The sequence below is a fragment of the Streptomyces sp. NPDC052064 genome, from assembly GCF_055585925.1.
In genome coordinates this window covers 472,014-485,328 of the sequence record NZ_JBVJJE010000002.1, presented here as the reverse complement: position 1 = coordinate 485,328, position 13,315 = coordinate 472,014, and the positions used below count along the sequence as shown (strand labels likewise).

At 73.7% G+C, this 13,315-nt stretch carries 9 protein-coding genes; 4 read left to right on the top strand and 5 right to left on the bottom strand.

Translation table 11 applies throughout. From position 1 onward, the window contains the following. Positions 1–71: 71 nt before the first annotated feature. Positions 72–845, top strand: a complete 774-nt coding sequence (locus tag ACZ6TU_RS06840) for an ABC transporter ATP-binding protein (RefSeq protein WP_467674444.1) — start codon at positions 72–74, stop codon at positions 843–845. Beyond that, a complete protein-coding gene (locus ACZ6TU_RS06835; protein WP_469547172.1) occupies positions 842–3,223 on the top strand; it encodes an FtsX-like permease family protein in 2,382 nt (793 codons plus the stop codon). The genes ACZ6TU_RS06840 and ACZ6TU_RS06835 overlap by 4 nt, the downstream gene beginning before the upstream one ends. Before the next feature lie 30 nt (positions 3,224–3,253). Here the strand turns inward: ACZ6TU_RS06835 and ACZ6TU_RS06830 are convergent, their stop codons facing one another. Genes ACZ6TU_RS06830 through ACZ6TU_RS06820 form a run of 3 tightly spaced genes read right to left on the bottom strand, consistent with a single transcriptional unit; the run spans position 3,254 to position 5,996 of the window. Beyond that, on the bottom strand, positions 3,254–4,702 hold the full coding sequence (locus ACZ6TU_RS06830) for a hypothetical protein (protein ID WP_469547170.1): 1,449 nt from the start codon (positions 4,700–4,702) through the stop codon (positions 3,254–3,256). Beyond that, on the bottom strand, positions 4,699–5,151 hold the full coding sequence (locus ACZ6TU_RS06825) for a hypothetical protein (RefSeq protein WP_469547169.1): 453 nt from the start codon (positions 5,149–5,151) through the stop codon (positions 4,699–4,701). The genes ACZ6TU_RS06830 and ACZ6TU_RS06825 overlap by 4 nt, the downstream gene beginning before the upstream one ends. Before the next feature lie 5 nt (positions 5,152–5,156). Then, the gene (locus ACZ6TU_RS06820; protein ID WP_467674451.1) at positions 5,157–5,996 is read right to left on the bottom strand and encodes a glycoside hydrolase family 16 protein; all 840 of its coding nucleotides are present in this window, start codon (positions 5,994–5,996) and stop codon (positions 5,157–5,159) included. Positions 5,997–6,449: 453 nt separating this feature from the next. Here ACZ6TU_RS06820 and ACZ6TU_RS06815 point away from each other — a divergent pair, with 453 nt between their 5' ends. Then, positions 6,450–10,316 carry an nSTAND1 domain-containing NTPase gene (locus ACZ6TU_RS06815; protein ID WP_469547166.1) on the top strand — a complete coding sequence of 1,289 codons (3,867 nt, stop codon included), beginning with the start codon at positions 6,450–6,452 and terminating at the stop codon, positions 10,314–10,316. Between the two features lie 46 nt (positions 10,317–10,362). On the opposite strand, the gene ACZ6TU_RS06810 is transcribed toward ACZ6TU_RS06815, so the two are convergent. After that, complete coding sequence (locus ACZ6TU_RS06810) at positions 10,363–11,277, bottom strand: hypothetical protein (RefSeq protein WP_469547164.1); 915 nt, start codon at positions 11,275–11,277, stop codon at positions 10,363–10,365. A gap of 132 nt (positions 11,278–11,409) precedes the next feature. Further along, positions 11,410–11,790 carry an ArsR/SmtB family transcription factor gene (locus ACZ6TU_RS06805; RefSeq protein ID WP_467674457.1) on the bottom strand — a complete coding sequence of 127 codons (381 nt, stop codon included), beginning with the start codon at positions 11,788–11,790 and terminating at the stop codon, positions 11,410–11,412. Between the two features lie 97 nt (positions 11,791–11,887). Between ACZ6TU_RS06805 and ACZ6TU_RS06800 the strand changes: the two genes are divergently transcribed. Then, positions 11,888–13,093: an MFS transporter gene (locus tag ACZ6TU_RS06800; protein WP_469547162.1), complete on the top strand. Its 1,206-nt coding sequence runs from the start codon at positions 11,888–11,890 to the stop codon at positions 13,091–13,093. Positions 13,094–13,315: the final 222 nt, after the last annotated feature.

Sequence of the window (13,315 nt, the reverse complement as noted above, 5' to 3'; positions counted from 1 at the left end):
GCCAGGTGGAGTATCGGCCCTCGCCCAGGCGGCAATGTGCCGGACGGTGTTCCCGTCGTTGCCTTGAAGGCATGACCAAGACGAACATCACGACTACGCCAGGCATTTCGGCCCTGCTGCCCGTCCAACTCCGATCGCTGACCAAGCACTACGGCACCGGCGGCCGCGCCGTCACCGCACTCGACGACATCACCCTGGACTTCGCGGCCGGGACGATGACGGCCGTCATGGGCCCCTCCGGCTCCGGCAAGTCCACCCTGCTGCACTGCGCGGCGGGCATCGACCGGCCGAGCGCCGGCGAGGTGCTGATCGGCGGTACGGAACTGGGCGCGCTGGACGAGAACGCGCTCACGGTGCTGCGCCGGGACCGGATCGGATTCGTCTTCCAGGCGTTCAACCTGGTCTCGGCACTGACCGCCGCGCAGAACGTCGAACTGCCCCTCAGACTGGCCGGGACACGCCCCTCGGCGGACGAGGTGCACGCGGCACTCGCCGCCGTCGGGCTCGCGGACCGTCACGGACACCGGCCGAGTGAACTGTCCGGCGGCCAGCAGCAGCGCGTCGCGATCGCCCGGGCGATGATCGCCCGGCCCGCCGTCCTCTTCGCCGACGAGCCGACCGGCGCGCTGGACAGCAGCGCCTCGCGGGTCGTGCTGCGGCTGCTGCGGGACCTGGTGGACAGCCGCGGACAGACGGTCGTGATGGTGACGCACGACCCGGCCGCCGCGGCGTACGCGGACCGGGTGCTGCTGCTGGCCGACGGCCGGCTCGCGGACGAACTGCCGGGCGCCGAGGGCGCCGAGACGATCGCGGCGCGGACGGCCGCCCTGGAGGTGCGGCCGTGATCAGCCTGGCGACAGCGAGGGAGCGGTGGACCTCCTTCCTGGGGTCCTTCGTGGCCGTGGCGCTGGGCGTCGCGGTCGTCACCATGAGCGCACTGGTGCTGCTGTCGGACGGTACGGGAGTGCCGCAGCGGCTCGCGGGGGCGCCGGTGCTGGTGCGGAGCCCGGCGGGGGCGCCGACCGCCGGGATGTTCGCGGAGAACCCGCCGTGGGCGCCGGAGCGCGCCGAGGAACTGCGGCGGGAGCTCGGCCGGTTGCCGGGAGTGGCCACCGCGGTGGCCGACCGGTCCTTCTACGCGCAGGCGCCCGGCAGCGAGCAGCGCACGGGGGAGCGGCAGGGCCACCCCTGGTCGGCCGCGGCGCTCGCCGCGTACGGCCTGAGCGGGGGCAGGCCGCCGACGGCAGAGGGCGAGATCGTCGTGGACGACTCCCTCGGTCACCGGCCGGGCGAGCCCCTCACGGTGCTGACGGCACGCGGACCGCAGCGTTTCTCGGTGTCCGGCACGATCGACGGCCCCGGCTACTACGTCACAGACCGGCGGGCCGCCGAACTGGCGGGCGGAGTACGGGCCATCGGGCTGGTCCTCGGTCCCGGCACCGACCCCACCCGGGTCGCGGCCGCCGCCCGGAGCGTCGTCGGCGCTGACGGCACCGTCCTGACCGGCGCCTCCCGTGACGCGCTCGCGCCGAAGCAGGACGAGATGACCCGATGGATCGGCGGCCAGGTGCTCACCGCCATGGCGCTGCTCTCCGCCTTCGTCACCGTCTTCAACGTGTCCTCGACGTTCGCGTTCGCCGTCGCCCAGCGGCGCCGTGAGTTCGGCCTGCTGCGCACGATCGGTGCGACACCGCGGCAGGTGCGGCGGCTGGTGTACGGGGAGGCCCTGGCGGTGGGCGTCGTCGGCGCCGGGGCGGGGGCGGTCGCGGGAGTGGCACTGGCGCCCGCGATGACCGGGTTGCTGATCGACGCGGGCTTCCAGCCGGCGGGCTTCGAGGTGAGCATCCGGTGGTGGGTACCGGCAGCGGCCTGGGCCCTGGGTGTGGTCGTGGCACTCGCCGGAGCGGGTGCCGCCGCACGTCGGGCCTCCCGGGTGAAGCCGCTGGAGGTGATGCGGGAGGCCGCGGTGGACAGCCGGCCGATGACCCGCCGCCGGTGGGTCACGGGGCTGCTGGCGACGGGCCTGGGCGCGGCCTGCTCGGCGGGCACGGCCGTCGCGGGGGCCGACGCCATGGTGCTGCTGGTCCTGGGCGCGGCCATGTGCCTGACGGCCGGACTCACCCTCCTCCTGCCGGTGTTGACCCGGCCCGTCATCGGGGCGCTGACCCGGCCGCTCGCCCGGCGCCCCGGGGCCACGGCCGTGCTCGTACGCGAGAACATGCTCACCTCGGTGCGCCGTACCTCCGCCACGATCGCCCCGGTGCTGGCGACCGTCGCCTTCGCCGTACTGATCACCAGCGCCGTGCAGACCACCCAGAGCGCCGACACCACCCGGCAGGCCGCGGCCCTACGGGCCGAGGCGGCCGTAGTGCCGCGGGGCACACCGGGCCTGTCGGACGCCGCGGTCGACCGGGTCGGGGGCACGGCGCTGCTGTCGACGACGGTCTACGGCGGCGAGGGCAGGGCGGCCCTGTCGGCGGCCGGGGTGACGCCCGCGTTCGAGCAGACGTACAAGGCGCGGGCACCCCGCGGGGACACCGTCGTCGTCACCGCCGCCGTTGCCGCCGCGCACGGCTGGCGGGAGGGCCGTGCCGCCACCCTCACCTTCGAGGACGGCCGCACCCGGCAGCTGCGCGTGACCGCCGTGCTGGACGACTCGATGCCGTACCAGGTGTTCCTGCCGCGTGAGCTGGTACGGGCCCACGACCCGTCGGCCCTCGCGGACGTCGTGTACCGCACCACCGCCACACCCACGCCGTCCCTCTCGGGACTCGGCGCCGAGGAGGTCCCGGTGGCGGTCCACGCGGCCTCGGACGACGCCGAGGAGGACCGGCTGGTGTGGCTGTTCACCCTGATCCTCGTCACCATCACGGCGGGCTACACCATGATCGCCGTCACCTCCACCGTGCTGACGGCGACCGCGGGCCGGGTGCGGGACCTCCGCGTCCTGCGCCTGTCCGGTGCGACACCGCGCCAGGTGCTGCTGACGCTCGCGGCGGAGACGTACTGTGTCGTCACCCTGGGCGCCGCCCTGGGCCTCGCGGTGGCCGCTCCCGCCCTGTTCGGCACGGCCCAGGGGCTGCGGCGGGAACTGGGACTGCCGGTCGAACTGTCGGTGGCCTGGCCCTGGGTCGCGGGCGTGGTGACCGGCTGCCTGCTGCTCGCCACGGCGGCCACCGTTCTCCCGGCCCGGGCCGCGCTGCGGCGGATGCGGCGGGCGTGACGGGCCGGGACGGGCCGGGAGAACGGCTGGTCACCGTTCGACGACCGGGCGGAACGCGTCCCGTACGCCGGACTTGGACGTGGAGACGAACTGGTCGCCCGGCCCCAGGTCGTGCAGGTAGTACTCGTAGCGCAGGACGCTCGGGCAGCTTCCGCCGCCGATCTGGACCGAGCGCGGGTCGAGGCGCTTGCCGGTGCGCAGTTCGTAGACCTTCAGGGGGATCTTGACCTTGTAGAAGGTCACTTGGTGGGGCAGGTACTTCGACTTGTCGTTCTCGTAGGCGCAGGTCTCCACGGCGGCTCCGTTCTCCGCCGCGTCCGCGCAGACCACGAGCGCGGCCTTGGCCGGGTCGCCGGTGCGCCAGGAGCCGGGGAGCTTGTCGGTGTACTCGGAGTCGCCGAGGAACAGGGCGCGGTTGGTGCCCTTGCGGTAGGGCGGGGCTCCGCTGTACTTCGCGGGCTTGGAGCAGTAGCCGGAGTCGGCACCGTAGGTGTTCTCGACCAGGCCGCGCACGTGGTCCAGTTCGATGGCGAGGGTGGCCTTGCGCACGCCGTCGCGGGCCTCGTCCGTGCGGGCGTCGTCCGGGTAGGAGTCGAGGAGTCGCTGGTAGTGGGTCCGCGCCTGCCGCCAGGCGTCCTCGGTCATCAGGCGGTCGCCGCAGCCCACCAGGGCGGCGGGTTCCGTGCGTGCCGCCGTGCCGGCGGAGCGGTCCAGGACGTCGTGGGTGGGGCCGCGGTCGCGGAGCCAGGCGGTGAGGGCGGCGGTGTCGCAGGAGTTGTCGGTGGGCAGGCCGTCGAGGAAGGTGTCCAGGACCGTCCTGACGGTCTGCTCGTTGCCGGGCTCGTTCAGGACGCCGGCGAGCGTGCCGAAGCCCCGCCCCAGGTCCTCGGTGCTGCCCCTGTGTGCGGCGCGGGCCAGGGCGGCCGCTGCCCCGTCCAGGCGGTGGCACGCCGCCACCACCGCGTCGCCGGGTTCCACCACCGGCGCGCCCGCCAGGCGGTGGCCCCACCACACCTCGCCCTGTGCGGCGACGGCCGCCTCGCAGTCGCCGCCCTCGCGGGCCGCGGTGACGCGGTTCCCGATGCCGTACGCGTCGGTGCGGAGCAGTACGGCGGTCAGCACCACCGCGAGCGCGAGGGCGAGCGTGCCCGCGCGCTGCCCGCGTCGTACGGCCTGCTCCGGGCGGCGACGCGCCAGGTACCAGCCGTGGGTGATGCCGGCCGCCCACCACAGGAGCAGCAGGATCTCGTACCTGGTCTCGGCGGTGGAGGCGGTGAGGTCGAGGAGCACGGCCGTGCCGAGCACGGCGATCGCCGCCAGTCGCCACTGACGCAGCAGCAGATAGCCGATGCCGAGCAGCGTGGCGTTGCCGAGGGCGACCGCCGGCGGGTCGGCGGGAGATGTCGGCGGGTCGGCGGGAGATGCCGGCGGGCCGGCTGGGGCCGGGGGCCGCGGTGGGTCGTACGCCGGGTAGGTCATGTGGTGGTCACCCCCGGAGCCGGAGCGCGTACCGAGAAGTACCGGCGGCCCGTCTCGCCGCTCACCGTCCACAGGGCCGCCAGGTCCGCGAACGCGATCAGGAACGCCGGGAGGCTGGGTGCCCCGGCGACCAGCGAGCCGAGGAAGGCGAGGACCATCCCCAGGGCCACGAAGGACAGGCACACGATGAGCACCACACGGACCCAGAGGCGGCGGCCCCGCGCCAGGACGACACAGACGGCCTGGAGTGCCGCCAGGCCCCAGCAGAACATCGCCACGAACCAGGCCAGGGCCATCGGCATCAGCAGGTCCTGCCCGTGGTCCAGCTTGCTCTGGTTCTCGTCGATGACCGCCCAGCCGCCGAAGACGTTGCCGAGCGCGTGTCCGCCGGCCAGGACGAGGACGAAGATCAGGGATTTCGGCATACGCGTCGTCGTGGAGTCCGGCATCACGGTCACCTCACGCTCTCGTCGTCCGGCAGGTCGTAGACCCGCGCCCAGTCCACTTCGTAGACGGCGCTCTGGAGGCCGTCCCCGTGGAAGTTGTCGAGCTGGATGGTCTGGTGCATCGACGGGGCGCACTGGACGCAGTCACGGTCCGCGTTCGCGCCGCCGGAGAAGCGGAACCACTCCTCGCCGTCGATGAAGCCGCGCAGGTAATCCGGGGTCCACTCGACGGCCACGTTGTGCCACCGCGACAGGTCCACACCGCACGTGCGGGCGTGCTCCTGCTGTACGGGCACGTCCTCCGGGTGCGGGTAGTGCAGGAACGCCTCGGCGCACCTCTCGCCGGGGGCGTCGTTCTCCAGGTAGTCGTACTCGCCGTCCTCGGGGTGCTCGTTCGAGTCCGGCCACAGGATCAGCAGCGGGTGGTACGGCCGGCCGTTGCCGGGGGCGGTGACCCTTGAGCGCACGCGGGCCTCCCATCTGCCGTACTTCTGGCCGTACTGCGAGGCGAGCCAGCCGGTGTCGCCGTCCGCCTCGCCGGTCATGCGCAGGACTCCGCCGAAGACACGGGTGTTGGCGTCGCAGCGGCGGCCGTTGTCGCTGTGGCCCGGCCAGCACGTGTCAGGACCGCCGCCGGCCAGGCGCCACTTGGCGCGGTCCGGTACGGCGGGGCCGGCCTCGGAGCCGTAGCCGAACTCGTCCGACCACGCGGGGAGCGGGTCGCCCCAGCCGTACCGCTCTGCTGCCGTTGTCGCCGAGTGCGGAGTCGTCGTCGCGGTGAGCGTCATCGTGAGCGCCGCCGCGCCCAGCCCCACGGCGAGGTGCCGGGTGCGATGTCGTCCGTGCATGGCTCTCCTCCAGCCTGTCGCGGTTGTGAGCGGACGCGGGGCGGCCCGAACCCTCCCCTCGCAGGGTTCGGACCGCCGCCCCATGGCCCGTCCCGGCCACGTCCTTCGGCTATTCGACCGCCGTGCGCCGTTGTTCGGCTGGCACCTCACCAGCACCGAACAACCCCGGGCGTGCGGAGTTCTTGTCCCCGGGGAACTCGCGCCCGCATGCGGAGTAGGTGTCGGTGTAGGTGCGCTCACCCAGCGGCACTGAGTGCTCGGTTCTCGCAGCGCAGTCGGCGCAGTCCATCGTGGTGTGCGCGGGGTGGGCCGGGCGGATGTCCCGCCCGTGTTTGCGGCCCATGCGGGCACGACGAAGGAGCAGTCTCCTCGTAAGGAACAAGTGAAAGGCCGTGTCCCGTACGGCGATACGGTCGATGGTCAAGGGAGGGCGGACGAGGGGGGGGCACGCACGTGCCGGGACAATCAGGGCCGGGTCGCGCCGAGGGCGAGCTGGATCCGGAGGCCGGGCCGGTGCAGCGGTTCGCCGCCGGGCTGCGTGCGCTGCGCGAGTCCGCGGGCAGGCCCACGTACCGGGAGATGGCCCGGCGGGCGCGGTACGGGGTGACCACGCTGTCGCAGGCGGCGGCGGGCAAGCAGCTGCCCACCCGGGCGGTGACGCTCGCCTACGTCAAGGCGTGCGGCGGCGACCTCGCCGAGTGGGAGCGGCGCTGGCGCGAGGCGTCGGGCGAACTGGCCGCCGAGACCGCCGCCGACGACACCGCCCGGCCGCCCTACCGGGGCCTGACCCGGTTCGAACCGGGCGACGCCGACCTGTTCTTCGGACGGGACCAGCTCGTGGAGCGGCTCACCGAGCTGAACCGCAAGCACCGCTTCACGGCCGTCTTCGGCCCCTCCGGCAGCGGCAAGTCATCGCTGCTGCGGGCGGGCCTGATCCCCCGGCTGCGGGCGGCCGACGACGCTGACGTGCCGCCCGCGGCCGTACGGATCCTCACCCCAGGTGCGCATCCGCTGCGCACGCACGCCGAGAGGCTGGAACCCGTACCGGACACCGACGCCGACACCTGGCTGATCGTCGACCAGTTCGAGGAGCTGTACACCCTCGGCGTCGACCCGGCCGACCGCGACACCTTCATCGATCGCCTCGTCGCCGCCACCACCGCCGGCAGCGGGCTGCGCGTCGTCATCGCGGTGCGGGCCGACTTCCTCGGCCGGTGCGCCGAACACCCCCGCCTCACCGCCGCGTTGCAGGACGCCACGCTGCTCGCCGGGCCGATGAGCCGGGCGGAACTGCGGGAGGCCATCGTCCGCCCGGCCACCGCGGCCGGACTGATCGTCGAACGCTCCCTGACCGACCGCCTCCTGGACGAGGTCGAGGACGCCCCCGGCGGACTGCCTCTGATGTCGCACGCCCTGCTGGAGACCTGGCGCCACCGCAGCGGCCGGGCCCTGACCGAGACCGCGTACGATGCGGCCGGCGGACTGCACGGTGCCGTCGTACGGACGGCCGAGCAGGTGTACGGCGAACTGACGGAACCGCAAGCGGAGTTGGCCCGCCGCATCCTGCTGCGCCTCGTCGCGCCCGGATGGGGGTCCCCTCTGCTCGAGCGAAGCCGAGAGCTTGGGGGAGGGACCGCCGACACGCGCCGCCCCACCGACCACGCGGAACTCGACTTCGGCAACCCCGCCGACACCCGGGTGGTCCTGGAACGCCTCGCCCGGGCCCGCCTGATCATCTTCGACGACGGCACCGCCGACCTCGCCCACGAGGCGCTCATCACCGCCTGGCCCCGCCTGCGCGCCTGGATCGACGCCGAACGCGACCGGCTGCGCGTCCACCGCGCGCTCTCCGAGGCGGCCCGCACCTGGCAGGACCTCGGACAGGAGAACGCCGCGCTCTACGCCGGCTCCCGGCTGTCCGCCGCCCGTGACGCCTTCCCCGCGGACGGCGCCGCACCCGGCAGTGACGAACTGACCCCGATGGAACGGCGGTTCCTCACCACCTCGCTCCGCCGCCGGCACCGCGCCGCGCTTCTGCGCCGCACGGTCGTGGCCGTACTCGCCGCCCTCGCCCTGCTCGCCACCGGCACCGCCGTCGTCGCCCTCCAGGCCCGCGCCACCGCACAGGCCGAACGGGACGCTGCCGTGTTCGGCGGGCTCACCGCCGAGGCCGACCGGGTCCGCGACACCCACGCCGGGCTGGCCGCCCGGCTCGACGTGGCCGCATACCGCATGCGCTCCACCCCGGACCTGCGGACCCGGCTGGCCTCGGACGCGGGCCGGGTCCTCGCCACCCGGCTGACCGGCCACGACGGGGTCGGCAGCTCCGTGGCGTACGCGCCCGACGGCCGCACCCTGGCCGCCGGCGGCCACGACGGCACGGTCCGGCTGTGGGACACGGGCGGCAGGGCCCTGGGCGAACCGCTCCGACTGGGGACGGACCAGGTCGGCGCGGTCGCGTTCGCACCGGCGGACCGGGACCTACTGGCGGCCACCGGCGAAGGCGGTGCCATCCGCCTGTGGGACGTGCGTGACCGGGAGCACCCCCGCACCCTCGGCCGCCCGCTGGTGAGCCACGACGGGGAGAACATCGTCTCCGTCGCCTTCGCCCCCGACGGCCGCACGCTGGCCACGGCCGGCGACGACGGCACCGTACGCCTGTGGGAGCTGACCGACCCGGCCCGCCCCACGCCGCTCGGCAAGCCCGCCGCGGCCGACGACTCGGAGCACCGCAGCGTCCGCGCGGTCGCCTTCGCCCCGGACGGGAACACCCTGGCGACGGCGGGCTACGACGGTACCGTCCGGATGTGGCGGTACGGCGAGAACGACGGGATCGCACCGCTGGGCAAGGCCCTGCGCGCCCACACCGACCCGGTCTGGACACTGGCCTTCTCACCCGACGGCCGCACGCTGGCCACCGCCGGCTTCGACGAGACCGTACGGCTGTGGGAGGCGTCCCGCCCGGGCCGGCTCACGTCACTGGGCGAACCGCTCGCCGGGCACACCGCGCCCGTCATGTCGGTCGCGTTCAGCCCCGACGGGGAGACCCTGGCGAGCGCGGGCGAGGACGACGCGCCCCTCCTGTGGAACGTGGCCAACCCCGCCTATCCGCAGCAGCTCGGGGAGCCGCTGACCGGGCACACGGAGCCCGTGTGGGAGGTGGCCTTCAGCCCCGACGGCCGTACCCTCGCCAGCATCGGCGCCGACGGCGGCGTCCTGCTCTGGCACCGGCCGCCGACCGTCCTCACCGACTTCACCAACCCGGTGACCGCCGTCGCATACAGCCCCGACGGCCGCCTGCTCGCCGCCGCCAGCACCGACGACGGCCTGGTCCGCCTGTGGGACGTACGCCGCCCGGACCGCCCGCGCCGGCTGCCGCGGCCGCTCACGCACGAAGACCGGGTGCTCGCCGTCGCGTTCGCGCCGGACGGTCGTACGGCGGTCAGCGGCTCCGCGGACGGCACCGTACGCCTGTGGGACGTCTCCACGCCCGACCGCCCCGCCCCGCTCGGAACACCCCTGCGCGCCCACGACGGGGGAGCTCACGCCGTCGCGTTCGCGCCGGACGGCCGCACCCTGGCCACCGGTGGCGCGGACGACACGGTACGGCTGTGGGACGTACGCCGCCCGGACCGCGCACAGCCGCTCGGCGCACCGCTGCGCGGCCACACGGACGCCGTCACCTCCGTGGCCTTCGCCCCCGACGGCCGCCTCCTGGCCACCGGCGCCGAGGACGCCACGGCCCGCCTGTGGCACGTGAACGGCGACGGCGCCCGGGCCCGGCCCGCGGGCGTCGCCCTCACCGGACACGAGGAGTCGGTCGAAGCGGTGGCCTTCGCCCCGGACGGCAGGACACTGGCGACGGGCAGCGACGACCGTACGGTGCGGCTGTGGGACGTGCGGGGCGTCGAACGGGGCGACCGCGCGCGCCCGGCGGGGGAGGAGCTGACCGGACACCGCGCGGCGGTCAGAGCCTTGTCCTTCGCCCCGGACGGAAAGACGCTGGCGACCGGCAGCGGCGACCACACGGTCCGCCTGTGGGACGTGTCCGACCCGGCCCGTGCCGAGCCGGCCGGCCAGGAACTCACCGGCCATCTCGACACCGTCACCACCGTTGCGTTCAGTCCGCGCGGCGACGCCCTCGCCTCCGCCGGCTACGACCTGACGGCCCGGGTGTGGACCCTGGACGCGGACCGCGCGGCGGAGTACGTCTGCGAGCACACCGGCGGGGTCCTGACCCGGGCCGACTGGCAGGAGTACCTGCCGCAGCTCGGCTACCGGGAGGCCTGCCAGGGGCGTCTCACCTCCACGGGGCGGTGAACGACCGGCCTCCGCCGTGATCGAACGTGTTTCCGTCGCCGTCTCCCTAGGGCAGGGCGAACTTCAGTACGGCACCGTCCTTGTTGTGCGCCACGACGGTCGCCTTCAGGGCGCCGCCGAAGCCGGCCTCGCCGCCCGCGCCGCCGAGTTGCATCAGGGTGCCCCCCGACTGGAAGGTGACGGAGTCGTCGGCCACGATGACGTGCACCTTCGTGCCCTTCGCCGTGATGTCCGCCGTGGAGGTCACAAGCACCTCGCACGCACCGTCCGAGCAGGCCCGGTAGTTCTTCCCGTCCGCCGCCTTGGGCAGCGGGCCGGTGGGGTCGGGCGCGGGCGAGTCGCCCTCCCCGGACGACCCGTCGGGCTTCCAGCCCGGCGCGCACTGCTCGGCCTGCTCGTACGCCGCCGCGAGCCGTGGAACCTTCTTGGCCAGCGCGGGCAGGTCCGGCTCGGGCGGGGTGAGGGACTGGACCTGCTTGTCGACGTCCGCGGCGGTGCTCTCGGCGTACTCGAGGCCCACCGCGGGTGACTGGGCTTCGAGCTCGTTCGCGACACTCCTCACCTTCTTCCGCAGGGCGTCGCGCAGCCGGTCGGCCGCGGGAACGCCCGACGGGCCGAGGGCCTCCAGGCCGTCGGCCACGGTCTCCACGTCCGCCGGTGTCGTGGAGAGGTAACCGAGGGCGCGGGCGTGGGCGAACATCCCGGTTTCGTCGTCAGAGTCCCGGATCTCCTTCAGATCCGCGGCGCTCTCCTTCCGCAGGTTCTGGAGCGCGACCGTCGACTCGCACATGTCGCCGACCCACTCCACGAGTTCGGACGACGGCGACGACGACGGCGACCGAGTCGGCTTCGGCTCGGCCGACGACTCGGCGGCCTTCTCGTCCGTCCCGCCCTCCCCACAACCCCCGACGGCCAGCACCAGCCCGGCGACCACGACCGCGACGCCCCTGCTCCTGTCCATCCGACGACCCCTCTCCGTGTTGCGGACCTTCCCGGCGAGCCCAGTTCAGTCGCGGCACGGATTGTTCGGCCACCCGGTCCGCAGCCTGAACAACGCGTCCGGGCGGTCGTCGGTGGCGGTCCTCGCCTCAGTTCACGGCGTGTCCTGAGTCCACGCCGCCACCAGCTCCAGGAGGCCGGGGAAGCGGGCGTCGAGGTCGGCCACGCGGACGTGGCTGCGGCGTTCCAGGCCGTACTGGCGCTGGCGCGTGACACCGGCCTCGCGCAGTGCCTTGAAGTGGTGGGTGAGGGACGACTTGGGGCGGTCGAGGCCGAACCAGCCGCAGGAGTGGTCGAACGCCTCCGACTCCAGGAGGAGCTTGCGCACGATCGTCAGGCGCAAGGGGTCGCTCAGCGCGCCCAGCACCGTTTCCAGGCGCAGTTCCTCGACCGCCGGTTCGGGCAGCGGTTCCGGCAGGCTCTCCGGCTCGGGCAGCACCTTGATGACCGGCACGTCGTGAGCCGTCGCGGACATGGGCAGCTCCCTGTCATCCGAATCGCTTGTACGAGTTTCATCGTACTGCATGCTAGGTTCGAAAAAACTCGTACTGAGCTCACCGGAGGGACCAACCATGTCGGAAAGTCAGGCCGCAACCCGTACCCCCACCTGGTGGGTGTGGCTGGCCGCGTGGCCGGTCACCGCCGTCTTCGTGCTGTCCAACGCCGCGACGCCGCTGTACGTACTGTGGCAGCGCGACATCGGGTTCTCCAAGGGCACCCTGACCGTCGTCTTCGCGCTCTACATCGTCGGGCTGCTCGGCTCGCTGCTCGTCTCGGGTGTCGTCTCCGACCGGCTGGGACGCAAGCCCGTGCTGCTGCCCGCGCTCGCCCTCGCCCTGGCCGCCTGCGCGATCTTCGCGACGGCCACGACGGTCACCGCGCTGGTCGTCGCCCGGCTGTTCACCGGGATCGCCGTCGGCGCCGTCGTCTCCGCGGGCATGGCCGCCGTGACGGACGTGGCGGGCCCGGAGCGCAGGCGGCTGGCCGCGCTGCTCGCCTCCTGCGCGATGGTCTTCGGGGCCGGCCTCGGTCCGCTGCTCGCCGGCGTGCTGTCCGAGACGCTTCCGGCGCCCACCGTGACCGTCTTCGTCGTCGAGGCGGTCCTGCTCGCCACGGCCGTCCTCGCCGTGCTGCGCATGCCCGTACGCCGTCCCGACCCGTCCGGGAAGGGCGCCTGGGCGCGCGTGCCCGGCGTGCCGCACGGCAACGGCGTTCATCTCGCCCTGGGCATCGCGGTGTTCGCACCCGGCATCACCGCCACGTCCTTCGTGCTGTCGCTCGGCCCCACGCTGCTGGCCGAACTGCTGGGCACCACCAGCCGGATCGTCTCCGGGGCCATGGCGTTCGTCATGTTCCTCGCCGCCACAGGCGTCCAGTTCGCGGTGCGGACACTGCGCCGGATCACCATCCTGACCGCCGGTGCGATCAGCACCGTCCTCAGCATGGCCGCGCTGATCAGCGCCGTGCACGCCTCGTCGGTCCCCCTGCTCGTCGCTTCCGCCCTGCTCGCCGGGGCCGGCCAGGGCATGGGCCAGCTCGGCGGCCTCTCGCTGCTCAACTCCGCTGTCCCGCCGCAGCGGCTCGCCGAGGCCAACGCCGCTCTGAACGTGGGCGGTTACCTCCCGGCCGGCCTCCTGCCGGTGTCCACGGGCTACCTCATGGACGCGGTGGGACTGCCCACCGGGGCGACCGTCTTCGGCACCGTCCTGACGGCCCTGGCCGTCGTCGGCGCACTCGTCGTCCTCGCGGGCCACCGCCGGGTTCCCGAACCCGCGTGATCGTCCGGCGGCGCCGGGGGCCCGAGGATTTCTGCATTCCGTAAGTGAATTGGTGATGGGATTTTCTCGCGCCCCCTTTACCTTCCGCCCCTGGTGAATCTCCCGTATTTCGCAAAGGAATTCGAGCAAGTCGAAATCCCGTCAGGTGACGCGATCGCTGATTTCCGGACTTTATGTGCGAGTGAAACCGCGAAATCGTTTCGGCATATCTACGATCGGCAG